Below are 22,218 nucleotides of genomic sequence, written 5' to 3'. Positions count from 1 at the left end.
CAGGACAGCACCCGGCGACTGTACCAGTCGACCACGGCGGCGAGGGTGACGAAGCCCCGGGCCATGGGAATGTAGGTGATATCCATCGCCCATACCTGGTTCGGCCGTTCGATCCTCATCTCCCGCAGCAGGTACGGGAAGACCTGGTGCCCCGGCACCGGCTTCGAGGTGTTCGGCCGGCGGTACAGCGCCTCGATGCCCATGCGGCGCATCAGCGTGATCACCCGGCCGCTCCCTCCAGCAACTGCCCCCGCCAGGTCGTGATCTGATTGGGGTGCACGTCATACTGCTGAGCCAGCTCGGCCAGCGTCTTGTCGCCCTTGATGGCCGCCAGCGCCACCTTCGCCTTGAAGGCCGGTGAATGGGTCCGGCGCGCACGTTTCGTCATGGTCCTTCCTCCTGCGCGGCATCGTCGCCGCTTTCAGGCGGGAAATCCACTTATCCCCCTGTCCGAATTTCCCAGGCCGGCTCTCTGGGCTCCGGCGCGCCAAGCCTTGACCCCCCCTGGGAGATGTGACTATGGTCCGGTCTCCATTCGAAACAGGATCTGGGCGATGAGCCTGCACCATTTGACCGCCGACCCGCTGTTGGCGCGTATCCTTCGTCGTGGCCGTTCCCTGTTCGCCGCTGATCTCGACCGGCACCAGTCGGCTCTGCGGGCAGAACTGGACGGGGCCCGGGTGCTGGTGATCGGTGCGGGAGGGTCGATCGGCTCCGCCTTCACCCGCCAAGTGGCGGCATACCCGCTGGCGGCGCTGCATCTGGTCGATCTCAACGAGAACACTCTGGTCGAGGTGGTGCGCGACCTGCGTTCGGCCGAAGTGCGGTTGCCGCCCGATCTGCGCAGCCTCTCGATTGATCTGGGCGGCGAGGAGTTTGCCCGGTTCGCCGCCGCCCATGGTCCGTGGGATCATGTCGTCAATTTTTCCGCGATGAAGCATGTTCGGGCGGAACGCGATCCGTTCAGCCTGATGCGGATGATCGATGTCAATGTCGGCGCGTTGCATCGGGCGTTTGACCGGGTCGGCCCGGCCCGGCGCCTGTTCTCGGTCTCGACCGATAAATCCGTCCGTCCCGCCAATCTGATGGGGGCGACCAAGAACCTAATGGAGCGGGTGCTGTTCTGCCGTCGGGGCGGCATTGCGTCCTCCGCCCGTTTCGCCAACGTCGCCTTTTCCGCCGGCAGTCTGCTTGAGGGGTTCGAATTGCGGCTGGCCAAAGGGCAACCGCTTGCCGCGCCTCTTGACGTCCGGCGCTATTTCATCTCGGCCGAGGAAGCCGGGCAGCTTTGCCTGCTCGCCGCGTTTGTCGCCGGCCCGTGCGAGGTGTTCTTCCCCCGCCTCGATCCCCGGGATGATCTGCTGAGTTTTGCCGACATCGCCCGCGCGGTTCTGGAGGCGCGGGGGCTGGAGCCGCAGCCCTGTGCCGACGAGGCGGAAGCCAAGGCGATGCTCGGGCGTGATCCCCGTCGCTGGCCCTGCCTGTTTTCCCCTTCCGACACCACCGGCGAGAAAATGGCCGAGGAATTCTGGCGCGAGGCGGAAACCCCTGATTTCTCTCGTTTTGCCGAGATCGGGGTGATCCGCGAGCCGGCAGCCGACCGCGCGGAGATCGACGCCTTCCTCGACGAGATCGCCGCTCTGCGCCGGCGTCCGGTGTGGGACAAGGCGGAAATCGTTGCCGCCCTGGCCCGCGCGGTCCCCGACCTCGATCATGCCGAGCTGGGTCGCAACCTCGATCAGAAGATGTGAGACGGCCATGATTCCGCTCTGTGTCCCCGATCTTTCTGGTAATGAGGCGCGCTACCTCGCCGAATGCGTCGAAACCACCTTCGTCTCGTCGGTCGGTCCGTTCGTCAATCGTTTCGAGACGATGATCGCCTACGCGACCGGAGCCGGACAGGCCGTCGCCACCTCGGCCGGCACCACCGCGCTGCATCTTGCCCTGGTGACACTGGGGGTCGAGCCGGGCGATCTGGTGATCGTGCCCAGCTTCACCTTTATCGCCAGCGCCAACGCCATCGCCCATGCCGGCGCCGTGCCGTGGCTGGCCGACATCGCGGTCGACAGCTGGACGCTGGATCCGTTGGTGCTGGAACGGATGCTGGACGAGGAAACCGTGGTTCGGCGGGGTCAGCGTCTCCATTGCCGCAGCGGTCGCCGGGTGGCGGCGGTGATGCCGGTGCATACCCTGGGCAGCCCGGCCGATCTCGACGCGATCGTGCCGATCGCCCGAGCCGCCGGATTGCCGGTGGTGGCCGATGGCGCCGCCTGCCTGGGCGCGACCCTGCGTGGCCGGCCGGCCGGGCGGATGGGGGCAGATCTGACCTGTCTGTCCTTCAATGGCAACAAGACGGTGACCACCGGTGGCGGCGGCGCGTTGGTCGGCGACGACGCGGCGCTGTGCGCCCTGGCTCGCCATCTCGGCACCACTGCCCGGGTCGGGCGGGACTACAATCACGACAGGATCGGCTTCAATTATCGGATGACCAATCTTGCCGCCGCGGTCGGCTGCGCCCAATTGGAACGGCTCGATGCCTTCCTTACCGCCAAGCGGCGGATCCGGGCCGGCTACGAGGTCGGCTTGGCGAACCGGGCCGATTATGGCCGTTTCCCGGCGCCGGACTGGGCCGAGGGGGCGTGCTGGCTGTCCGGGTTGGTTGCCCGTGACCCGGCCCATGCCGCCCGCCTGCGCGCCACCCTGGCCGAGGGCGGCGTTGAGGCCCGCTCCTTCTGGAAGCCGGTTCATCTGCAGGCCCCCTATGCCGACGCCCCCCGGACTCCGCAACCGGTGGCGGACGATTTGTGGGAGCGGGTGGTGATCCTGCCCAGTTCCGTTGCCCTGACCGAGGCGGAGCAGGGGCAGGTGATCGACCTGCTGCGCGCGCAGCGATGAGCGGCTGGATTTCCGGCGTGGGCCGGTCGTAGACTGCGCCCTCTGTTGTTCCTGCCGTCGGATACCGGAATGAAGCCCTGGCACGCCGTCCTTGCCGCCGCCGATGATTCCCTGCACCAGGCTCTGGGACGGTTCGGACGGTTTCGTATCCTGCTTGTGGTCGATGCCGAACGGCGCCTGCTCGGGACGGTGACGGATGGCGACGTCCGGCGCGCACTGCTGCGCGGCGAGACGATGGATGCGCCGTTGGCGCGGATCATGAACCCCCATCCCCGTACCATCCCTCTCAACACCCCGCGCTCGGCCGCGCTGACGATGATGAAGTCGCTCGACATCTACCAACTGCCGGTGGTCGATCAGGGGGTGGTGGTCGATCTGCTCATCCTGTCCGACATGGTTGAACTGACCGGCGAGCGGCCGAACTGGACGGTGATCCTGGCCGGGGGGCAGGGCAAAAGGTTGCGGCCGCTGACCGAGCATCTGCCCAAGCCGATGCTGACGGTCGGCGGTCAGCCGATCCTGGAGACGATCGTTCAGGAACTGGCGGCGCACGGACTGCGCCGGCTCTATCTCGCGGTGAATTACAAGGCCGAGATCATCAAGCGGCATTTCGGCGACGGCGGGCGGTTCGGCGTCGAGATCCGTTATCTTGAGGAGAACGAACCACTCGGGACGGCGGGGCCGCTCGGCCTTCTGCCGGAACGGCCGGTCGATCCGCTCCTGGTGATGAATGGCGACGTGCTGACCAAGGCGGATTTCGGTCAATTGCTGGCTTTCCACGAGTCCCGTGCGGCCGGCGCGACCGTCGGGGTGCGCCTGTTCGAAATGGAGGTGCCCTACGGCGTGCTGGAATTCGAGGGAGACCGCGTGAGCGCGATCGTCGAAAAGCCGGTGCAGCCTTTCAAGGTTTCTGCCGGGATCTATGCGCTCGATCCGGCGGTGTTGCCTGAGCGCCCGGTGCCTCTCGACATGCCCGATCTGTTGCGCGGGGTGATCGCCAGTGGTGGCACGGTGACCGGCTTTCCCATCCATGAATATTGGATCGATATCGGCCGGCCTCCGGAATTCCGCCAGGCCGCCGCCGATTTCGATGCCCTGTTCGTCGGGTCCTGAGCATGTCCGGCCGCGAGATCGCCGTCCTGACCGTCGGGCGGTCCGACTTTACCCGCTATCGTCCGGTCCTCCGGGCCTTGCGCGAAGCTCCGGACGTGACGTTGCGTTTGCTGGTGAGTGGAAACCATTTCTCGCCGACCTTCGGCGAAACTTGGCGCGACATCGCGGCCAGCGGGTTCTCGTTCGAGGCTGGGCTGGAGATGACCCTGGCTGGTGACACCGAGGCGGCAGTGGGTAAGTCCATCAGCCTGGGAACCGCCGCTCTGGCCCAGGCGTTTGCCGCGCGTCGGCCCGATTTGCTGGTGATACTGGGCGATCGCTATGAAATGCTGTGTGGCCCGCTTGCCGCGCTCGGTTTCATGATCCCGGTGGCGCACCTGCATGGCGGCGCGGTGACCGAGGGAGCGATCGACGAGCAGGTGCGGCACGCCCTGACCAAGATGAGCCACCTCCATCTTACCGCGATCGACAGCTATGCGGCCCGGATCCGGCAGATGGGCGAAGAGGCGTGGCGGGTACATGTGGTCGGGGTTCCGGCGCTCGATGACATTCTCGAGGCGGCGACTTTGACCCGGGAGGAGGCCTCCGCCGCCGTCGGTCTTGATCTCGCCCAGCCGACCCTGCTGGTTTCTTTTCATCCGACCACCCTGGAGGTCGATCGGATCGAGGAACAGACAGGGGACCTGATCGCTGCGCTTCAAGCCTGCGGTCTTCAGGCCGTGATCACCTATCCCAATGCTGATCGTGGCCATGCCGTGATCGTGGCGGCAATCGAGGCGCTGGCCGCGGGAGACGGTCGTTTCCGGTTGGTGCGCAATGCCGGGAATGCCCTTTATGGCAGCCTGATGCGTTATTGCCGCGCGATCGTCGGCAATTCATCGAGTGGGTTGGTCGAAGCGGGCAGTTTCCGCCTGCCGGCGGTCAATATCGGCCGGCGTCAGGAAGGTAAGCTGAAGCCGCCCCATGTGATCGATTGCTCTCATCACGTCGAGGCGATCGAAGCCGCGTTGGCGCGGGCGCTGTCGGACCGGTTTCGGGCAGGGATCGCTTCGATGTGCAACCCTTACGGTGACGGCACCGCTGGTCCCAGGGCCGCGCGGGTGCTGATCGAGACGCCGCTCGACCATCGTCTTCTCGTTAAGAAGTTCGTGGATTATCTCCCATGAACGGCGGGATACCCCTGTTCTTGTCTGGCCGGCGGGTGAGGCGCGGTGGCGCCGTTCGGGACGGATGCCGCTCGGGTCCCTCTTGTTTCGGAGCCTCGTTCCGCGGGCTCTGGCGCGCGCAGATCGGGGGGGCGTCCTTTCTTTCCTCTCCCCCATGGCAACGGGACCCGATCTTTCCATGACTCTCATCATCGTCGGTGCCGGACAGACCGGCCGTCTGTTTCTGGAAGTCATCCGCCGCCGGGGGGAGGTGGCCTGTGTCGGCTTTCTTGATGCCGATCCGGCGCTGCATGGCCGGGAGATCGACGGGGTGCCGGTTCTCGGGGGAGATGACCTGCTGGCGGCGGCGCCGGCCGGAGCTGATGCTGTCGCGATCGCCGTCGGCAACCTGAGATTGCGTCGTCTGCTGTTCCGGCGGGCCTGTGATCTCGGCTATCATCTGCCGCCGATCATCGACCCCAGCGCCAATCTCGCCTCCAGCGTCCGCTTGGGGGCCGGGGTGTTCGTGTCGATGGGGTCGACCCTGCTGAATGCCACGGCGATTGGCGATCTGACCCTGATCGGAACCGGCGTGAACGTCCTGCATGATACCGTTCTCGGCGCCAATTGCCTGATCGGCGGCGGCGCGACGATCGGGGCCGAGGTCACGATGGAGGAGGATGTCTTTGTCGGCGTGGGGGCGGTCCTCGCGTCGGGACGGAAGCGCATCGGTGCCGGTTCGCGGATCGGGGCCGGGGCGGTGGTCATTGGTGATGTTCCGGCTGGGGCTTTCCTGCTGGGGAATCCCGCCCGAGTCATCGGCAAGGCGAACGAGGAGTGATCGATGGGATCGATCTTCACGGACATTCTGGGGCGGACCGTCGGACTTGACCGGCCGTTCATTCTCGGCCGCGCGTCGCTTCGTTTCGGTGAATTGTTGGCGGAGGTTGACCGGATCTGCGCGGCTTTGGGCGGGGATGGGCGTCTGAACGGTGCCCGCGTGGCGGTCTGCTTCGACCAGGGGCCCGACTATCTCGCCTCTCTGCTCGGGATTCGTAAGGCCGGGGGGGTCGTGGTGCCGCTGGCGCCGCAATGGACACCGGCTGAGCAGCAGCGGGTCATCGTCCGGTCCGAGGCCCGTTTCGCCCTGGCCGACATGCCGGCGGTGGGGACGGTGGCTCCCCGGGCGGTTGCTTCCGTCGGCCGGGACAGTCTGCTGCTGACCCTGTCGCCGTCGGAAGAGACTGCCGCCGAGCCGGGTGACGCCGTCATCATCTTCACCTCGGGAACCACAGGCGAGCCCAAGGGGGTGGTGCTGACCGAGGCCGGGCTGTCCGCGAATGTCCGTGCCGTGGCGTCCTATCTCGGCCTACAGGCCGAGGATGCCTCGCCGATCTTCACCCCGCCTTGCTATGCCTACTCGATTTCGCAGAATCTGGTCCATGCCTGGGTCGGCGCATCGATCCTGCCGGTTGCGACCGGTTTGAAGTTGCCGGCGGAACTGCTGCGGCAGATTGGCGAACTCGGTCTGACCGGGGTATCGGCCAACCCGACCGCGTTCCGGTTGCTCTGCGCCCAGCCGGGGGGGGCTGCGCTGCCGTCGGTCCGCTACGTGATGACCGGAGGGCAGCCGCTGTCGCTGCAACTGGTGACGCAGATGGAGCGATTGTTTCCCCGGGCGCGGGTTTGCAACATGTATGGTTGTACCGAAAATGGTCCGCGCATCAGTTATTTCTGGCTCGACGGCCGGCGGGGACGGGATGTCACCGACCACCATGCGGTTGGTGTTCCGGTCGAGGGGACTGAGTTGCGATTGGTGGATGGCACCGGCCAGCCGGTTCCCGCCGGGGAGAGCGGTGAAATCCTGGTTACCGGCACCAGCCTGATGAGCCGTTACTGGAAGGATCCCGCTGGGACCAACGATCGGCTGCGCGCCGGCTGGCTGCATACCCGGGACATGGGGTATGTCGATTCCACCGGGTTGCTGTTCCTGACCGGGCGGGCCAATACTCTGATCAATGTCGGGAACCAGAAGGTTTCCCCGGAGGAGGTCGAGCAGGTGCTGTCCGGTGCCCCCGGGGTGGTCGAGGCGGCGGTTTACGGCGTGGCCGACCCGGTGACCGGCGAGGCGGTGGCGGCGCTGGTGGTGGTGGAAGGCGCGTTTGATGTCGCCGCTTTGCAGCGTCATTGTCGCGGCCTGCTGTCCAGCCACAAGGTCCCGAGCCGGATCGAGGCCGTGGCCGGTCTTCCCAAGACGCTGTATGGCAAGATCGATCGCAAGGCGCTGGCCGCGCGCGGCAAAAGTGGGGCGAACCCGTCAGTTTGACGTGGTCCGTTCGTTGAACCCATCCCTCCAACCCGGTTCGCGCGATGATCGTCGCGGGGCCGGGCTGACCCAGGAGCAGAGCGTGTCTGTTCATCAGCAGATCATCGACTATTTCGCAGAGATCAATCCGGCCGCGCTCGATGGGCCGGTCAACCCCGAACTGCTCAAGGTTCGTCGCCTGCTCGATTCGTTCCAGATGCTCGATTTTCTTCTGTTTCTCGAAAAATCCTTCCATCTGAAGATCGATGACGCCCAACTGTTGGGAGACGATTTCGAGACAATCGGCAAGGTGGTCTCATTCGTCGAACGTCATCAAAACGAGGAGAAGTGACGCCATGGCGGTTCATGTCGTCGCCGAGGTCGGCCCCAATCACAACGGTTCGCTGGAAACCGCGTTCGAGATGATCCGGCGCCTAGCCGCCACCGGGGTGGACAGCGTCAAGTTTCAGCTCGGGGCACCCGAGCGGGTCTATTCGCGTGATGCCTTCAAGGCCGATTACCAGAAACGGAATGATGGCGAACGGTCGGCGATCGAGATGTCGAAGGCGGTGCAGTTTCCGCGGGAAGCCCATCTGGCGCTTGCTGCCGCCTGTGCCGAGGCCGGGGTCGCGTATGCCTGTACCGCCTTTGACGTCGAATCGCTACGGTTCCTCGACGAGGCGATCGACCTGCCTTATTTCAAGGTTGCTTCAGGCGAGTTGCTGACCCTTGACATGCTGGAGTTCATCGCCGAGCGACGGCGTCCCGTCCAGCTCTCCACTGGGATGAGCACGTTCGAGGAGATCGATCAGGCGCTGGGGGTGCTGACCGCCAAGGGATTGCGTGACATCACCATTCTGCATTGCGTCAGCAATTATCCCGCGCCGTATGCCGACATCAATCTGCGTCTTCTGCCGGAACTGGCCCGTCGTTTTGGTCTGCCCGTGGGCTATTCCGACCACAGCCTGGGGGTGGAATGCTGCCTCGCCGCGGTGGCGTTGGGGGCCTGCGTGTTGGAAAAGCACGTGACCCCCGATCCCACTTTGCCCGGCCCCGACCACAAGGCTTCGGCGACCATCGAGGAAATGGGCGCGCTGGTCAGCTCGGTTCGCAAGGTCGAGCAGGCCCTGGGGGGGGCGGGCAAGGTGTTTTCCGCCGCCGAGGAGGGGGTGCGGCGGATGGCGCGCAAAAGCATCGTCACCGCCATCGATTTGCCGGCCGGCCATGTACTCACCTCCACTGACATCACCTTCAAGCGCCCAGGGACGGGGGTGTCGCCGATGGAGCGCGATCGGGTGATCGGCCGTCGCCTCGCCCGCCCGTTGGAGGCCGATCGGGTGATTACGCCCGACGATCTGGCATGAGATTGCTTGGCCTGCTGCCGGCCCGGGCCGGATCCAAGCGGATTCCCGACAAGAATGCCCGGCCGCTGGCTGGCAAGAGCCTGATTGCCCGCGCGGTTGAAACCGCGCGGGGTGCGTCCAGCCTTGACGCCCTGGGGTTCTCCACCGACAGCCCGCGTTATCTCGCTTTGGCCCGTGCCGCGGGTCTGGCGGAGGATTATCTCCGGCCGGCTCACCTCGCCGGCGATCAGGCCGGCAGCGCCGAAATGGCCGCAGATTATCTGCGCTGGCGCGCTGCGCGCGGTGACGTCTTTACCCATCTGGTGCTGCTGCAGGTTACCAGCCCGTTTCGCACGGCAGTGCAGATCGACGCGGCGGTGGCGCAATGGCGTGCGTCCGGTCGGCATTCGCTGGTGTCGGTCGGGCTGGTTGCCGACAAAGGCAGCTTGGTGTTCATGGAGCGTGGCGGACGGCGCGAGCGCTTGGCGGCCGAGGATCGCGCCTATGTGCTGGACGGGGCGCTTTACATCACGCCGGTCGAGATGATCCTGGCCGAGGGGCGTTTTTTCGATTCTGACGCGGCGTTTTACGTCACGTCCTATCCGCGCTGGTTCGACCTTGATACGCCCGCGGATTGGGCGATGGCGGAAGGGATCCTGGCTTCGCCGGCCGGTCCCCGCTGATCCTCCCCGCCGGCCAATGGAATGGTCAGGCTGTCATGCTCAGGAAGTTCCGGATCAGTTCCAGGCCCTGGGCGCCGCTTTTTTCAGGGTGAAACTGATAGCCGACCACATTCCCCACCCGGACCGAGACGCACACGTCACGGCCGTTGAAGGGGATGGTCGCCGCGATGCAGGCCGGATCGGTTGGTGCCATCGCATAGGAATGAACGAAATACATCATCGGTTTCGGCGGCAGGGTGGCAAACAGATCGGTGCCGCCTGACATCGGCGAGATTTCCCTCCACCCGACGTTGGGGATGCGCATCGCGTCGTCGCCGGGCAGGTCGGGCAGGCGCTCGACGATTCCGGGAATGATCCCGAGGCCGAGGTGATCGCCAAATTCCAGGCCGCGCCCGGCCAGGAGTTGCATCCCCAGGCAGATGCCCAGCATCGGCGTTCCACGCCGGGCGATCTCGCGCAATGGTGCCACCAAGCCCGCGTCGGTCAGTGCGGCCATGCCGTCACCAAAGGCGCCGACACCCGGCAGGACGACTCGCTCGGCGGCGGCGATTCGTGTCGGATCGGAGCTGATCTCGTGCGAAGCCCCCAGGACACGCAACGCCTGGGACAGGCTGAACAGGTTGCCCCGTCCGTAATCAACCACCACCGTGCTCATCGGCGCACCGCAAGACCGGCCATAGCCAGCTGCTCCTTCAGCTTTGGGATCGGGCAAAGGCGGTAATGGAACAGCGAGGCGCAGGCGACAGCGTCGGTCCCCCCGGACCGCAGCGCGCCCAGGACATGGTCGGCCGATCCGGCGCCGCTCGACGCGATTACCGGCACCCGGACCTTTTGTCTAACCGCCGCGATCAGATCGGTGTCGAAACCCCGCTTGACCCCGTCGCGATCAACCGAGGTCAGTAGAATTTCGCCGGCCCCCAGGCTTTCGGCCTCGGCCACCCACTCCAGGACGTCCCGGCCGGTCGGCTCGCGCCCATTGTCGGTAAAGGCTTCCCAGCCGCCGGGGTGACGCTTGGCGTGGACCGACAGGACCATGCATTGCTGACCGAAGATGTTGGCGGCTTCCGACAAGAAGGTCGGCCGCTTGATCGCTTCGGTATTGACCGCGACCTTGTCGGCCCCGGATCGGAGCAGACATTTGATGTCGTCGACCGTCCGCACGCCTCCCCCGGCGGTCAGAGGGACGAAAACGTCGCGCGCCGCCTGTTCGACCACTCCGACGATATTGTCGCGCCCATAAAGCGAGGCAACGGTATCGATGAAGATGATCTCGTCGATCCCATCGTCATAATAGGCGCGGGCCAGGTCGCCGGGTTTGCCGACGACCCGCAGCCCTTCCATGCGGATCCCCTTGACGACATTGCCGCCCTTGATGTCGAGGCGGGCGATGATGCGGACGGGCAGCATGGCGCGTCGTGCTCTAACGAACCTGATGGCGCAGGACCCAACCCGCGTTGGTCTGCTTCCACAAATGCGGCGACCGCCAGCGGTCGGCGATTTCCAGGAATTCCGCCTCTTCCATATCCATGTAGGCGAGAACCTCCTTGAAATAGCGGTTCGGGAACTCGCCATCGAACTTGTGGACCAGGGCCACCCCCTCTTCGCGGGTGATGTGGCCGTGGCGGATTTCCTGGGAGGCCTCGTGGGTGCAACGGCCGATGCCGAATTTGATGAATCCTGTCCAGTAATGGAATCCATCAAGCTTGTCATCGATGGAGTTGTACTTTGAATAGGTCCCTTCCGTCCGCTGGTCGTTGGCTTCGAAGCCAACGTTTTCGACGGAATAGTAGTAGCATTCCTGGGGAATCCATTTCAGGAACCATCCCAGATAATGCATGTCGAGGCCGGCTTTGTCGGCATCGTCCTCGCTGATCGGCAGATAGGGGCGTAGCATCTCACGGGTGATGCCGTGACGTCTCAAATCGTCGATCGGGTGGCCGCTGACGTAAAGTTCTCCGTCGGGATTGCCGGTATAAAGCTTGCGCGGACGCACGGATTGCAGATCCATTCGCTCAGCGGTGCCGTATTCAGCGGGGCTTTCGCCATAAAATACCAGCGGAATGCCCCGCTCCATGGCGACGCGGGCGGGGAAGTTGCGCTGTCCGAACACGAAGGGCTGGAACGGGTGGAGCAGGGTTTCGTAAGCAAGACGGGTCAGTTTGCGATGGACCCGACCGTTTGGCGTGAACAGGATGTTGTCGAACCCACCGTTATGAATCCAGCTCTGGAAGTTACGCCAGCCGACATCGGTGTACATATGAGGAGCCCACGTCACAGTGAGCGGGTTCATCCCATATTTTTTCTTGAGAATATGGGCGGCATAAACAGAATCCTTACCGCCAGATCCCGGAATGAGGACGTCCCACGAGCCGTTGCGTGAACGATATTTATCAAGAAGGGTGATCAGTTTTCTTTCGCGTTCTTCCCAGTCGATTTCTTCCCGCTTGGCTTTCACGGCCCGGCAGGCGAAACAGACGCCGTCGTCACCAAATCCGACCGTCGATTTGCGTGACTGTGCCCGGTCTTCCGTTACCACCGAGGGAGCGGCGCGCTGATTGGAAATGACGCAGCGTTTGCAGAAACGGACCTCTGGCGGCAGACCATGACGCACTTCCAAAAGGCCGTCGTTGGGATCGATCATATAGACCTTGCCGTCCTTCTCGACGGTATGCGGGTGATGATGGGCGTCGGTCATTTAGGAACCCCTCTTAAGAATACGCCTGACGTGACCGGCCTGGCGGAGGGCCGTTCTCTCTTTATTCTTGGCCGCGCTCATTCCGGTGGAGCGATCCGGAGCCCCGTTTTCTCGGTGGTCGGACGGATCCAAGGCATCGCGGCCACGTCTCCGGTCAGCCTCTTGCGGCAAGACATTCACGCGTCCTGTCGGAAGGGGACTGTGGCGGGCACGGGCGGGGATGGTCCGGGGCAATGCGGGATAAAGGCGGGTTCCGCGATCCCTGTCGGCGATCGACGTGCTGTGTCGCTGGGGGGGCGGCCGAGCCCTGCTGTCTCCTGACGCGATCGGCAGGAATCCTGTCCACTCCTCACCTTAAGATGAAGCGCGCGAATGCTAGTCGATCCGTCCAGCCGGGTCAACAATGCTCCGGGCCGGGTTTCTCCGGCTCTGCCCGGATCCGGCGTCGTTCCGCCTGACCGCACGCGCTCCAACGGGCAGGCAAGTTTGACATCATCCCGGTCCTCTGCGTATTTGAAGCCGATTCGAAGTCGGCCTGTGTTTGGGGATGCCGAAGATGCGATTTCTGTTCCTGATGAAATGGCCCCTCAACCAGAGAAACGTCGAGCGCTTCGGTTTGCAGGCAATGCTTGATCGTGGGCATCAGGTGACGGTGCTCGACATGATGCGGGCTTGTCATCCCAATGCCCGCTACCATCACCTCGACCCGGTCAAGGATCCGCGGCTGGAGGTGCGTCGCATCGACACCTGGTCGCAATTGACGGCCGAGGCGGCGACCTTCGCCCAGGCCGATATGATCATGCTGATGATCCAGAGCTATGGCCTGTCGGAGATTACCCTGCCGTCGTTGCGGATGATCGCCGCCGCCGGCCGACCCTACACCATCTTCATGCCCACGCTGGTTCCCGGCGAGGTCGGGGCCTTTGAGGAATTGCCGCTCCGGCGCAAATTGCGGGAATTCGGCAGCCGGTTGAAAAAGGCCTCGTTCCGCAACTCGCTCGTCCATCGCCTGCCGCCGAAGTGGCTGGGGATTCCTCCGGCGGCGCTGGCGGTCTATCCGGCTCGGGCCAGTGAAATCCCCAACAACCTGATCGGGCCGCAGACCCAGGCCATCCATACCCACAGCTGGGATTACGACCAGTTCCTGGCCCGGCGGGACAGCTTGCCCGAGGCGGTCGGTCAGGCGGTGTTCATTGATCAGTACCTGCCGTTCCATCCCGATTTCCGGCTCGCTCCGCTCAAGACCCCGATCGAGCCCAATCGCTATTATGGGGGGCTGCGCGCCCTGTTCGATCGGATCGAGCGTGAATTGGGGCTTGAGGTGGTGATCGCGGCGCATCCCCAGTCCGATTACAGTCTGCATCCGGGGGTGTTTGGCGACCGTCGGATCCAGCGGGGGGGCACCCTTGATCAGGTGGCCGCCAGCAAGCTGGTCCTCGGACATCTGAGCGTGGGCATCGGGTTTGCCGTGATGTGTCGCAAGCCACTGATGTTCATTATTTCTTCTGATCTGTACGAAGGCAACCCCTCCTTTGCCCATTCCTACGACGTCTGTTCGTCGCTGCTGAATTCCCCCTTGCATCGGATCGACGACCCGGGACAGATCGACCTTGGCCGGGTGCTTGAATTCGACGCATCGCGTTTCCAGGCCTATACCGAGGATTACTTGGCCCATCCCCTGGATGGTGGCGAACGCTACTGGGACGCCATCGGAACCGCGATCGAGAATTTTGTCGCCAAGGCGGCGTGATCGATCCTCCGGTGGCGCCCGTGCCCGAACGGAGGGGAAAGGGCTGGCTGGAGCGTCGCGCCTTCCCCATGATGAGGTCGACTCCCTGGTTGGTTTTTGCTTTTCGTCCCCCTATGCTCCTCTCCCTTCCGCCCCCCAGCCCGCTCCATCAACATCCTTTTCCGCGCGGCGAGGTCTGCTAATGCTCGATCCGATCCTCCGCGTGTTCCGTCTGCTCGACGCGCCGACCCGTCGCGGCATGGCGTGGTCCGGACTGCTGATGGCGGTGTCCACGTTGCTCGAAATGCTGGGGATCGGCCTGTTGATCCCATTGTTTCAGTTGCTGCTGGCACCGGAAAGCGTTGGGCGGCTGCCACTGATCGGCGTCTCGTTTCAGGCTGCGCTGCACGACCAGCCGGATCTCGCCCTCGGTCTGCTTTGTCTCGGATTGATGGGCTTTTTCGCTTTCAAGGCGGTGCTGCTGGGCCTGATCGGCTGGCAGCAGGGGCGGTTCGCCCTGTTGCGGCAGGCCGATTTCGCCGAACGGATGTTGCGCGCGTATCTCGCCCGCCCCTATGAGGCCCTGCTGGGCCGCAACAGCGCCGAGCTGGTGCGCAACGTCACCCAATTGTCGATGCGGCTGTATGTCCGCAGCGTGCTGCCGCTGCTGCAACTCGCCACCGAGGGGTTGGCGGCGCTCGGGGTGGTGGGGATGCTGCTGCTGGTCGATCCGCTGGTGACGCTGGGGGTGGGCGCGGCGATGGTGGCGACGGTGGTCGTCTTTCACGCCACCACCCGCCGCCAATTGCGGCGCTGGGGCGAGGCCGGAAACGAGTTCGACCGCGCCGCCCTGGTGTGGATCAATCAGGCCCTCGGCAGTCCCAAGATGGTCAAGCTCGGCGGGCTGGAGGAATTCTTCGTCCGGCGGTTCGCCGCGCCGACCCTGGGCCGGGCCCAGGTCACCGCCCTCAGCCTGATCGCGCCCACCTGGCCCCGGCTGTTGCTGGAGGCGGTGGCGGTGATGGCGATGCTGACGGTGGTGCTGGTGACGGTGGTGCTCCAGCATCGTCCCGCCGCCGAGGTGCTGCCGTTGCTCGGGGTGCTCGGGGTGGCGGCGATGCGGCTGCTGCCGTCGGCCAGCAAGATCATCGCCGCGATCAGTCTGCTGCGCGAAAACAGCAGCACGATCGACATCCTCCATCGCGACGGCTTCGCCCGGGGGACGGCGCCGGCGGCGACCGGATCGGCCCCGCCGGCACGCTTCACCCGCTCGCTGCGGCTGGAGGGGGTGTCCTATACCTATCCCGGTGCCGACCGGCCGGCTCTGTCCGGGGTCGATCTCGACCTGGCGGTGGGGGACTCGCTGGCGCTGGTCGGGCGTTCGGGCGCGGGCAAGACCACCCTGGCCGATCTGCTGCTCGGCCTGTTGCGGCCGAGTGAAGGGCGCCTGCTGCTCGACGGCATCGACATCACCGCCGATCCGTCCGGCTGGCAGCGGCTGATCGGCTACATCCCCCAGGAGATCTTCCTGCTCGACGACAGCCTCGCCCGCAACATCGCCCTCGGCTGCGAGGATGACGAGATCGATCCCGCCCGGCTGGCCGAGGTGGTCCGGCTGGCCCGGCTCGACGCGGTGGTGGCCGCGTTGCCCGACGGGCTCGACACCGTGATCGGCGAGCGCGGCTCCCGCCTGTCCGGCGGGCAGCGCCAGCGGGTCGGAATCGCCCGGGCGCTGTACCGCTCGCCCCGGGTGCTGGTGCTCGACGAGGCGACCTCGGCGCTCGATGCCGAGACCGAACATGACATCACCCAGGCGATCGCCGCCCTGGCCGGTGACCTGACCCTGGTGGTGATCGCCCATCGCCTGTCGACGGTGCGGCATTGCGCCCGGGTGGCGCTGATGGATCAGGGGCGGATCGTCGATATCGGCGATTTCGACGGGTTGGCGGCGCGCAATGCCGATTTCGCCCATCTTGTCGCCCTCAACCGGATCGACCTGTCCCAGGAGGGATGACCATGCGCGAAGCCGATATCCGCCCCGCCGCCTTGCACGACGAATATCTCCGCCTGTCCACCGCCGACGTCGCCGCCCTGTTTCCGGACACGCGCGGGTTCGTCGCGCGGCCCTGTCCCGGCTGTGGCGGCGGTGGCGAGCCCGCCTTCGCCAAGGGGGTGTTCTCGCTGGTGCGCTGCCCCGATTGCGCCACGCTGTGGGTCGATCCGGCCCCGCCGGCCGACCGGCTGGCGGCGTTCTACCGCGACAGCGCCTCGCAACGTTATTGGGGCGAGGTGTTCTTTCCGGCGGTCGCCGAGGCGCGGCGGGAGATGATCTTCCGTCCCCGGGTCGAGCGCATCGCCGCCCTGCTGGCCGGGCGCGGCCTGCGCCCCGGCGCGGTGGTCGATGTCGGCGCCGGCACCGGCATTTTCCTGGAAGAGGCCCGCGCCGCCGGCTGGGACGGGCCGCTGCGGGCGGTCGAGCCGACCGCCGGCCTCGCCGCCACCTGCCGGAACAAGGGATTCGCCACCTTCGAGGGGCTGGCCGATCAGGCCGCCGCCGATCCGGCCTGGGCCGGGCAGGCCGATCTGGTGGTCTCGTTCGAGGTGATCGAGCATCTGGTCTCGGCCGAGGGGTTCCTGCGCGACCTCGCCACCCTGGCCCGGCCCGGCGGTCTGATCCTGGTCACCGGCCTGTGCGGCACCGGGTTCGACATCCTGACCCTGGGCGCGCGCTCGAAGGCGGTGGCGCCGCCGCATCACCTCACCTTCCTCAGCCAGGCCGGGGTCGAGGCGTTGATGCCACGGTGCGGGTTGGACCTGCTCGACTTCCTCACCCCGGGGCGGATCGATCTCGACATCGTCCGCAACACCCTGGCGGCGGCCGGCGAAGATCCGGCCGATCCGTTCCTGCGCCACCTGCTCGGCCAGGCCCCGGCGGAAACCCAGGCGGCGTTCCAGGCCTTCCTGGCCGACAACCGCCTGTCCTCCCACATGTGGCTGCTGGCGCGCAAACCATGACCCCGGCTGGGCTGACGCCAGCGGGCTGCCGCCCGCACCCGCTCGGGGGTGTCCCCCGAACCCCCTTCTTTTCGAAAATAAAGGGGGTTCGGGGCATCGCCCCGGTTGGGTTTGGGCGAAAGCCCAGCACATGACGGTCCTGCTCGCCACCCAGGCCGGCTCCCACCCGGCCGACGGCTGGATCGCCCTCGACGGCGCGGCCGGGGCGGACGGCCCGCCGCTGCCCGATCCCGGCGCGGCGCTGGAGGCGGCCTTCACCGCCAGCGCCCCGGTGTGGTGGGAGCTGGGCCGCACCCTGGCCGCCGGGCGCGGCGCCGGGCTGGCCCATGCCCCGGCCTGCGTCGCCAATGCTTCCGACCTGGGCCAGATGCTGGCCTGGACCCAACTGATCGACCAATGGGCGGCGGAGCGGCGGCGGGTGCTGGTGCTGTGCCGCGATCCCTGGCTGTTCCGCCATTTCGCCGCCCGTCCGGGGGTCGAGCCGGTCGATCGAGCCCCGCCGCTGTGGCCGGCGGCGCTGCGTCTGGCCCTGCGCGGTCTGGCCGCGCGCGGCCGGGTGGCGGTGCGGATGGCGCTGGCGGCGTGGCGGCTGCGGCGGCAGCGCCGGGCCGCGCCGACCGGCGGGGCCCATCTGCTGGTCTATGGCCATCCCGCCAGCCGTCCCGGTCATGACGCCTATTTCGGCGATCTGATGGCCGAGCTGCCGGAGCTGGGCCGGCTGCTCCACGTCGATTGCCCGCCACGGCGGGCGCTGGCCCTGGCCGCCGACGGCCGCACCCGCGCCCTGCACGCCTGGGGCGCGCCCTGGTTCGCCCTGGCCCGGCTGCCCTGGGCACGCTGGCGCCCCGACCTCGCCCCGGTCGCGCCCGGGCTGCGCTGGCTGGTGCGCCGTGCCGCCGCGCTGGAGGGCGGCACCGGGCAGGCGGCGATGATCCTGTGGCAGTTGCATTGCCAGCGGCGCTGGCTGGCGGCGGTGCGGCCGCGCCGTCTGGCGTGGCCGTGGGAGAATCACAGCTGGGAGCGTGCCCTGGTGCGCGCGGCGCGGGCGCGCGGGGTGGCGACCGTCGGCTATCAGCATTCGGTGATCGGCCGGCAGATGTTCAATTACGCCGCCCACGCTCTGGCCGATCCGGCCGCGACCCTGCCCGACCGGGTGCTGTGCAGCGGCGCCGCCACCCTGGAGCAGCTGGCCGGCTGGGGGGTGGCGCGGTCGCGGCTGGCGATCGGCGGCGCCCTGCGTTTTTCGGCGCCGCTGGCGGTGGTGCGGGATGCCGCCGCCCCGGTGTTCGTTGCCCTGCCGTTCGATCAGGCGGTGGCGGCGGAAATGGTTGCCGCCGCCCGGGCCGCCGCCGCCCAGGGCTGGCGCTTCGTGGTGCGCGACCATCCGATGACCCCGTTCGCCTTCGCCGAAAGCCCGGGCGTGACGCGGGCCGAGGGCGGGCTCGGCGCCCAGGCGGCGGTGGCGGCGGTGGTCTATGCCGCCACCACCGTCGGGCTTGAGGCGATCCTGGCCGGGCTGCCGACCCTGCGGTTCCGGCCGGCGGGGCGGGTGTCGCTCGACATCCTGCCGGACGGGATCGCGGTGCCGGTCTGCGACGGCACCGGGCTGGCGGCGGCGCTGGCCGCCCTGGCCCCGCCCACGGCGCCCCCCGGGCGGGAGGCGGTGTTCGCCGCGATCGACCCGGCGCCGTGGCGGACCCTGCTCGCCCCCGACTGAAACGGCAAAGGGCGGCGGCGGCCACTTTTTGGTGCTTCTGGGTTGCGTCCGACGTGGAAATCGCTATAGTCTCCCTCTAGACACAGTCTTACAGGCCTGGCGACAGGATGGTGAGAGTGGGCCAGCGGCCCACTTTTTGTTTTTTCGGGTCATTGGAATCGCGAGAGCATGGATCTGCCGAGCCGTCTGGAAGCCCTGATCACGCCCTCGCTCGAAGCGATGGGCTATGAACTGGTTCGGGTCCAGATGCAGGGCAACCAGCGTCCGACCCTCCAGGTGATGGCCGACCGCGTCGATGGCGCGGCGATGTCGATCGAGGATTGCACCGAAATCAGCCGCGCCTTGTCGGCGCTGCTCGATGTCGAGGATCCGATCGCCGGCGCCTACACCCTGGAGGTCAGCTCGCCCGGTCTCGACCGGCCGCTGACCCGGCCCAAGGATTTCGTCCGTTGGGCCGGTCACGAGGTCAAGCTCGAGACGGCGCAGCCGATCGAGGGGCGCAAGCGTTTTCGCGGTCGGCTCGATGGGCTGGACGCCGAAGGGCGGGTGGTGCTCACCCTCGACGAGGGCGGCGCGGTCGCGCTGCCGCTGGCCGAGGTGCGCGGCGCCAAGCTGGTGCTGACCGATGATCTGATCCGGGCGGCCATCAAGGACCAGGAAGGTTTGAGGACAGACGATTAAGATGGAACGAATCGCCGCACTTCCCCGCCCCGAACTGCTCCAGGTCGCCGACGCCGTCGCCCGCGACAAGGGCATCGACCGCGACGAGGTTCTGGAGGCCATGGAGCAGGCCATCCAGAAGGCCGGCCGCTCGAAATACGGCCACGAGCACGACATCCGCGCCCATATCGACCGCAAGACCGGCGAGATCCAGCTCGCCCGCTATCTCGAGGTGGTCGAGACGGTCGAGAACGAGGCGACCCAGCTGACCCTGGCCCAGGCCCTGCGCAAGAAGCCGGGCGCGGTGGTCGGCGATTTCCTGGTCGATCCGCTGCCGCCGATCGATTTCGGCCGCATCGCCGCCCAGACCGCCAAGCAGGTGATCGTCCAGAAGGTGCGCGACGCCGAGCGTCAGCGCCAGTTCAACGAATACAAGGACCGCGTCGGCGAGATCTCCAACGGTCTGGTCAAGCGGGTCGAGTTCGGCAACGTCATCGTCGATCTGGGCCGGGCCGAGGGCCTGCTGCGCCGCGACGAGTTGATCCCGCGCGAGACCTTCCGCACCGGCGACCGCGTCCGCGCCTACATCTTCGACGTCCGCCAGGAACCCCGGGGGCCGCAGATCTTCCTGTCGCGCACCCATCCGATGTTCATGGCCAAGCTGTTCGCCCAGGAAGTGCCGGAAATCTACGACGGCATCATCGAGATCAAGGCGGTGGCGCGCGATCCCGGCTCGCGGGCCAAGATCGCGGTGATCTCGCACGATTCCTCGATCGACCCGGTCGGCGCCTGCGTCGGCATGCGCGGCTCGCGCGTCCAGGCGGTGGTCGCCGAGCTCCAGGGCGAGAAGATCGACATCATCCAGTGGTCGCCCGACGTCGCCACCTTCGTGGTCAACGCCCTGGCCCCGGCCGAGGTGACCAAGGTGGTGCTCGACGAGGAAGCCGGCCGGATCGAGGTGGTGGTGCCCGACGATCAGCTGTCGCTGGCGATCGGCCGGCGTGGCCAGAACGTCCGTCTGGCCAGCCAGCTGACCCAGTGGACCATCGACATCATGACCGAGGCCGAGGAATCGGAACGCCGCACCGAGGAGTTCCGCTCGCGCTCGAACATGTTCATCCAGGCGCTCGACGTCGATGACGTGATCGCCCACCTGCTGGTCACCGAGGGCTTCTCCTCGGTCGAGGAGGTGGCCTACGTCCCGCTCGAGGACCTCGCCGACATCGAGGGCTTCGACGAGAGCGTCGCCGACGAACTGCAAAACCGTGCCCGCACCTTCCTGTCGGAACAGGACGAACGCTACGACCTGATGCGCAAGGATCTCGGCGTGGTCGACGAGGTGGCGGCGATCGAGGGCCTGAGCCCGGCGCTGCTGGTCAAGCTCGGCAATCGCGGGGTCAAGACCCTCGACGATCTCGGCGATCTGGCCAGCGACGAGCTGGTCGACATCGTCGGCAAGGACGCGATGACCGAGGATCAGGCCAATACCGTGATCATGGCCGCCCGCGCCCACTGGTTCCAGGACGGGGCCGCGGGCTGACGGTCGGAAAGAGGGTTGGCGCCATGCCCGGATGCGAGGCGGAGGCAACTCCGCCGGGCGAGCAGGAGGAAGCGGCCGAGGCCGGCTTCGAAGTCGCGGACGAGGCCGAAACCGGCCCGTGCCGCCGCTGCATCGCCACCGGCACGGTGCGCCCGCGCGAGGAACTGCTGCGGTTCGTCGTTTCGCCCGAGGGCGAGGTCGTATGCGACCTCGACCATCGGCTACCGGGACGGGGAATCTGGTTGAGCCCGCGCCGGGATGTGGTAAATACGGCCGTGGCCAAGCGTCTGTTCGCCCGCGCCGCCCGGCGCGCGGTGACTGTGCCGCCCGATCTGCCCGCGCGGATCGAGATGGCGCTGACCCGTCGCTGCCTCGACGTGATCGGATTGGCGCGTCGGGCCGGACAGGCGGTTTGCGGTTTCGACAAGGTGTGCGCCGAAATCCGGGCCGGCCGTGTCGCCCTGATCCTGGCTGCCGCCGACGCGGCGGCGGAAGGGCGGGACAAGGTTCGGGCCCTGGCCTCCGGCCGGGCCGCGGAGCGGAACGTGCCGGTGATCGATCTGTTCGATTCGGCGGCGTTGGGCGGCGTGTTCGGCCGCGACCGCACCGTTCATGTCTGTCTGGCGCCGGGCCGGTTGGCCGGCCGGCTGGTGGCTGACGCGGCGTTGCTGGCGGAGGTGCGCTCCGAGGGCGACGCAGGGAATCCCGGCGGGAACCGAAGCCCGTCGGCGGGGGGAGGAGCCGGCCCGTCCGGCGACGGTTGACCGGGCTCGGACCGGTGGCAATCCGGCCGCCAAACAGGCCGCGAGAGAGACGAAGTCATACATGAGCGATTCCAAGGATCAAGATCGTAAGGCCCCGCTGAAGCTGCCCCAGCCGGGCAAGCTCGAGCTGAAGAAGACCGTCGAGACCGGCCAGGTCCGGCAGAGCTTTTCCCATGGCCGGTCCAAGACGGTGACCGTCGAGGTCCGCAAGAAGCGCACCTTCAGCAGCGTCGGTGGCGCGATGCACGAGGTGAAGGACGGCGTCCATTCCGCCGCCGAGGCCGATCTCGCCGCGGCGGTGGCCAAGGTCGAGGCCGCCGCCCGCGCCGTCAGCGCCCACGATCTGACCAACCACGAGAAGCAGGCCCGCGCCCGTGCCCTTCAGGAGGCGCAACGCGCCGAGGAAGAGGCCCGCCGCCGCGCCGCCGAGGAAGAGGTCCGCCGCCGCGCCGAGGAAGAGGCCGCGGCGATCCGTCGCGCCGAGGAAGAGAAGGCGGCCGAAGCCCGCCGTCTCGTCGAGGAGGCCGAGCAGGCCGCCCGCGCCGAGGCCGAGGCCGCCGCCGAGGCCGCCCGCGCCGAGGCCGAGGCCGCCGCGCCGCCCGCCGCCCCCGCCG

Annotated in this window: 20 protein-coding genes and 1 pseudogene; 17 read left to right on the top strand and 4 right to left on the bottom strand. The window is 67.0% G+C overall.

The features are described 5' to 3' along the window. Positions 1 to 388: pseudogene (locus ACFSNB_RS16945) on the bottom strand (transposase); the annotation flags it as partial. A gap of 166 nt (positions 389 to 554) precedes the next feature. Between ACFSNB_RS16945 and ACFSNB_RS16940 the strand changes: the two are divergent. The 9 genes from ACFSNB_RS16940 (at position 555) to ACFSNB_RS16900 (ending at position 9,484) form a co-directional block, all read left to right on the top strand. Further along, a complete protein-coding gene (locus ACFSNB_RS16940) occupies positions 555 to 1,751 on the top strand; it encodes a polysaccharide biosynthesis protein (protein ID WP_377318725.1) in 1,197 nt (398 codons plus the stop codon). 7 nt (positions 1,752 to 1,758) lie between these two features. Continuing rightward, positions 1,759 to 2,895 carry a DegT/DnrJ/EryC1/StrS family aminotransferase gene (locus ACFSNB_RS16935; RefSeq protein ID WP_377318723.1) on the top strand — a complete coding sequence of 379 codons (1,137 nt, stop codon included), beginning with the start codon at positions 1,759 to 1,761 and terminating at the stop codon, positions 2,893 to 2,895. A 69-nt stretch (positions 2,896 to 2,964) separates the two neighbouring features. Next, a complete protein-coding gene (locus ACFSNB_RS16930; RefSeq protein ID WP_377318721.1) occupies positions 2,965 to 4,008 on the top strand; it encodes a nucleotidyltransferase family protein in 1,044 nt (347 codons plus the stop codon). Between the two features lie 2 nt (positions 4,009 to 4,010). After that, positions 4,011 to 5,174, top strand: coding sequence for a UDP-N-acetylglucosamine 2-epimerase (gene neuC, locus ACFSNB_RS16925; protein ID WP_377318719.1), 1,164 nt, complete (start codon positions 4,011 to 4,013; stop codon positions 5,172 to 5,174). A 178-nt stretch (positions 5,175 to 5,352) separates the two neighbouring features. Then, a complete protein-coding gene (locus ACFSNB_RS16920; protein ID WP_377318717.1) occupies positions 5,353 to 5,994 on the top strand; it encodes a NeuD/PglB/VioB family sugar acetyltransferase in 642 nt (213 codons plus the stop codon). A 3-nt stretch (positions 5,995 to 5,997) separates the two neighbouring features. Beyond that, positions 5,998 to 7,479 (top strand): class I adenylate-forming enzyme family protein, encoded by a 1,482-nt coding sequence (locus ACFSNB_RS16915; RefSeq protein ID WP_377318715.1) that lies wholly within the window; start codon positions 5,998 to 6,000, stop codon positions 7,477 to 7,479. Continuing rightward, positions 7,415 to 7,810 (top strand): acyl carrier protein, encoded by a 396-nt coding sequence (locus tag ACFSNB_RS16910; RefSeq protein ID WP_377318727.1) that lies wholly within the window; start codon positions 7,415 to 7,417, stop codon positions 7,808 to 7,810. Before ACFSNB_RS16915 ends, ACFSNB_RS16910 begins: the two co-directional genes overlap by 65 nt. Before the next feature lie 4 nt (positions 7,811 to 7,814). Beyond that, positions 7,815 to 8,822: an N-acetylneuraminate synthase family protein gene (locus ACFSNB_RS16905; protein WP_377318713.1), complete on the top strand. Its 1,008-nt coding sequence runs from the start codon at positions 7,815 to 7,817 to the stop codon at positions 8,820 to 8,822. Beyond that, on the top strand, positions 8,819 to 9,484 hold the full coding sequence (locus tag ACFSNB_RS16900) for an acylneuraminate cytidylyltransferase family protein (RefSeq protein ID WP_377318711.1): 666 nt from the start codon (positions 8,819 to 8,821) through the stop codon (positions 9,482 to 9,484). Before ACFSNB_RS16905 ends, ACFSNB_RS16900 begins: the two co-directional genes overlap by 4 nt. A gap of 25 nt (positions 9,485 to 9,509) precedes the next feature. Here ACFSNB_RS16900 and hisH read toward each other — a convergent pair whose 3' ends face one another. The 3 genes from hisH to ACFSNB_RS16885 are packed head-to-tail and all read right to left on the bottom strand — an operon-like array spanning position 9,510 to position 12,179. Continuing rightward, positions 9,510 to 10,139 (bottom strand): imidazole glycerol phosphate synthase subunit HisH, encoded by a 630-nt coding sequence (gene hisH / locus ACFSNB_RS16895; protein ID WP_377318709.1) that lies wholly within the window; start codon positions 10,137 to 10,139, stop codon positions 9,510 to 9,512. Next, a complete protein-coding gene (gene hisF, locus ACFSNB_RS16890) occupies positions 10,136 to 10,891 on the bottom strand; it encodes an imidazole glycerol phosphate synthase subunit HisF (RefSeq protein ID WP_377318707.1) in 756 nt (251 codons plus the stop codon). The genes hisH and hisF overlap by 4 nt, the downstream gene beginning before the upstream one ends. Before the next feature lie 13 nt (positions 10,892 to 10,904). Continuing rightward, positions 10,905 to 12,179, bottom strand: coding sequence for an N-acetyl sugar amidotransferase (locus tag ACFSNB_RS16885; RefSeq protein WP_377318705.1), 1,275 nt, complete (start codon positions 12,177 to 12,179; stop codon positions 10,905 to 10,907). A 556-nt stretch (positions 12,180 to 12,735) separates the two neighbouring features. Between ACFSNB_RS16885 and ACFSNB_RS16880 the strand changes: the two genes are divergently transcribed. From ACFSNB_RS16880 to ACFSNB_RS16845, 8 genes are all read left to right on the top strand, one after another. Then, a complete protein-coding gene (locus ACFSNB_RS16880; RefSeq protein WP_377318703.1) occupies positions 12,736 to 13,929 on the top strand; it encodes a hypothetical protein in 1,194 nt (397 codons plus the stop codon). Between the two features lie 181 nt (positions 13,930 to 14,110). Next, positions 14,111 to 15,922, top strand: a complete 1,812-nt coding sequence (locus tag ACFSNB_RS16875) for an ABC transporter ATP-binding protein (RefSeq protein WP_377318701.1) — start codon at positions 14,111 to 14,113, stop codon at positions 15,920 to 15,922. A gap of 2 nt (positions 15,923 to 15,924) precedes the next feature. Beyond that, positions 15,925 to 16,923: a class I SAM-dependent methyltransferase gene (locus tag ACFSNB_RS16870; RefSeq protein WP_377318699.1), complete on the top strand. Its 999-nt coding sequence runs from the start codon at positions 15,925 to 15,927 to the stop codon at positions 16,921 to 16,923. Between the two features lie 130 nt (positions 16,924 to 17,053). After that, on the top strand, positions 17,054 to 18,640 hold the full coding sequence (locus tag ACFSNB_RS16865; protein ID WP_377318697.1) for a hypothetical protein: 1,587 nt from the start codon (positions 17,054 to 17,056) through the stop codon (positions 18,638 to 18,640). 168 nt (positions 18,641 to 18,808) lie between these two features. Beyond that, complete coding sequence (gene rimP / locus ACFSNB_RS16860) at positions 18,809 to 19,321, top strand: ribosome maturation factor RimP (RefSeq protein ID WP_377318695.1); 513 nt, start codon at positions 18,809 to 18,811, stop codon at positions 19,319 to 19,321. Position 19,322: 1 nt separating this feature from the next. After that, entirely contained in the window at positions 19,323 to 20,840 is a 1,518-nt protein-coding gene (gene nusA, locus ACFSNB_RS16855) for a transcription termination factor NusA (RefSeq protein ID WP_377318693.1), read from the top strand. A 23-nt stretch (positions 20,841 to 20,863) separates the two neighbouring features. After that, complete coding sequence (locus ACFSNB_RS16850) at positions 20,864 to 21,604, top strand: RNA-binding protein (protein ID WP_377318691.1); 741 nt, start codon at positions 20,864 to 20,866, stop codon at positions 21,602 to 21,604. 61 nt (positions 21,605 to 21,665) lie between these two features. Beyond that, the coding region (locus ACFSNB_RS16845) for an IF-2-associated domain-containing protein (RefSeq protein ID WP_377318689.1) at positions 21,666 to 22,218 on the top strand (553 nt) is incomplete at its 3' end.

Origin of the sequence: Phaeospirillum tilakii (genome assembly GCF_042683125.1) — a bacterium.
In the GTDB taxonomy this organism is placed as follows: domain Bacteria; phylum Pseudomonadota; class Alphaproteobacteria; order Rhodospirillales; family Magnetospirillaceae; genus Phaeospirillum; species Phaeospirillum tilakii.
This window is presented reverse-complemented; position numbering and strand designations above follow the sequence as displayed.

What these genes read in the sequence shown, in the direction of transcription:
- ACFSNB_RS16940 (WP_377318725.1), top strand. Translation starts at nt 555, where the DNA reads ATGAGCCTGCACCATTTGACCGCCGACCCGCTGTTGGCGCGTATCCTT.
- ACFSNB_RS16935 (WP_377318723.1), top strand. Translation starts at nt 1,759, where the DNA reads ATGATTCCGCTCTGTGTCCCCGATCTTTCTGGTAATGAGGCGCGCTAC.
- ACFSNB_RS16930 (WP_377318721.1), top strand. Translation starts at nt 2,965, where the DNA reads ATGAAGCCCTGGCACGCCGTCCTTGCCGCCGCCGATGATTCCCTGCAC.
- neuC (WP_377318719.1), top strand. Translation starts at nt 4,011, where the DNA reads ATGTCCGGCCGCGAGATCGCCGTCCTGACCGTCGGGCGGTCCGACTTT.
- ACFSNB_RS16920 (WP_377318717.1), top strand. Translation starts at nt 5,353, where the DNA reads ATGACTCTCATCATCGTCGGTGCCGGACAGACCGGCCGTCTGTTTCTG.
- ACFSNB_RS16915 (WP_377318715.1), top strand. Translation starts at nt 5,998, where the DNA reads ATGGGATCGATCTTCACGGACATTCTGGGGCGGACCGTCGGACTTGAC.
- ACFSNB_RS16910 (WP_377318727.1), top strand. Translation starts at nt 7,415, where the DNA reads ATGGCAAGATCGATCGCAAGGCGCTGGCCGCGCGCGGCAAAAGTGGGG.
- ACFSNB_RS16905 (WP_377318713.1), top strand. Translation starts at nt 7,815, where the DNA reads ATGGCGGTTCATGTCGTCGCCGAGGTCGGCCCCAATCACAACGGTTCG.
- ACFSNB_RS16900 (WP_377318711.1), top strand. Translation starts at nt 8,819, where the DNA reads ATGAGATTGCTTGGCCTGCTGCCGGCCCGGGCCGGATCCAAGCGGATT.
- hisH (WP_377318709.1), bottom strand. Translation starts at nt 10,139, where the DNA reads ATGAGCACGGTGGTGGTTGATTACGGACGGGGCAACCTGTTCAGCCTG.
- hisF (WP_377318707.1), bottom strand. Translation starts at nt 10,891, where the DNA reads ATGCTGCCCGTCCGCATCATCGCCCGCCTCGACATCAAGGGCGGCAAT.
- ACFSNB_RS16885 (WP_377318705.1), bottom strand. Translation starts at nt 12,179, where the DNA reads ATGACCGACGCCCATCATCACCCGCATACCGTCGAGAAGGACGGCAAG.
- ACFSNB_RS16880 (WP_377318703.1), top strand. Translation starts at nt 12,736, where the DNA reads ATGCGATTTCTGTTCCTGATGAAATGGCCCCTCAACCAGAGAAACGTC.
- ACFSNB_RS16875 (WP_377318701.1), top strand. Translation starts at nt 14,111, where the DNA reads ATGCTCGATCCGATCCTCCGCGTGTTCCGTCTGCTCGACGCGCCGACC.
- ACFSNB_RS16870 (WP_377318699.1), top strand. Translation starts at nt 15,925, where the DNA reads ATGCGCGAAGCCGATATCCGCCCCGCCGCCTTGCACGACGAATATCTC.
- ACFSNB_RS16865 (WP_377318697.1), top strand. Translation starts at nt 17,054, where the DNA reads ATGACGGTCCTGCTCGCCACCCAGGCCGGCTCCCACCCGGCCGACGGC.
- rimP (WP_377318695.1), top strand. Translation starts at nt 18,809, where the DNA reads ATGGATCTGCCGAGCCGTCTGGAAGCCCTGATCACGCCCTCGCTCGAA.
- nusA (WP_377318693.1), top strand. Translation starts at nt 19,323, where the DNA reads ATGGAACGAATCGCCGCACTTCCCCGCCCCGAACTGCTCCAGGTCGCC.
- ACFSNB_RS16850 (WP_377318691.1), top strand. Translation starts at nt 20,864, where the DNA reads ATGCCCGGATGCGAGGCGGAGGCAACTCCGCCGGGCGAGCAGGAGGAA.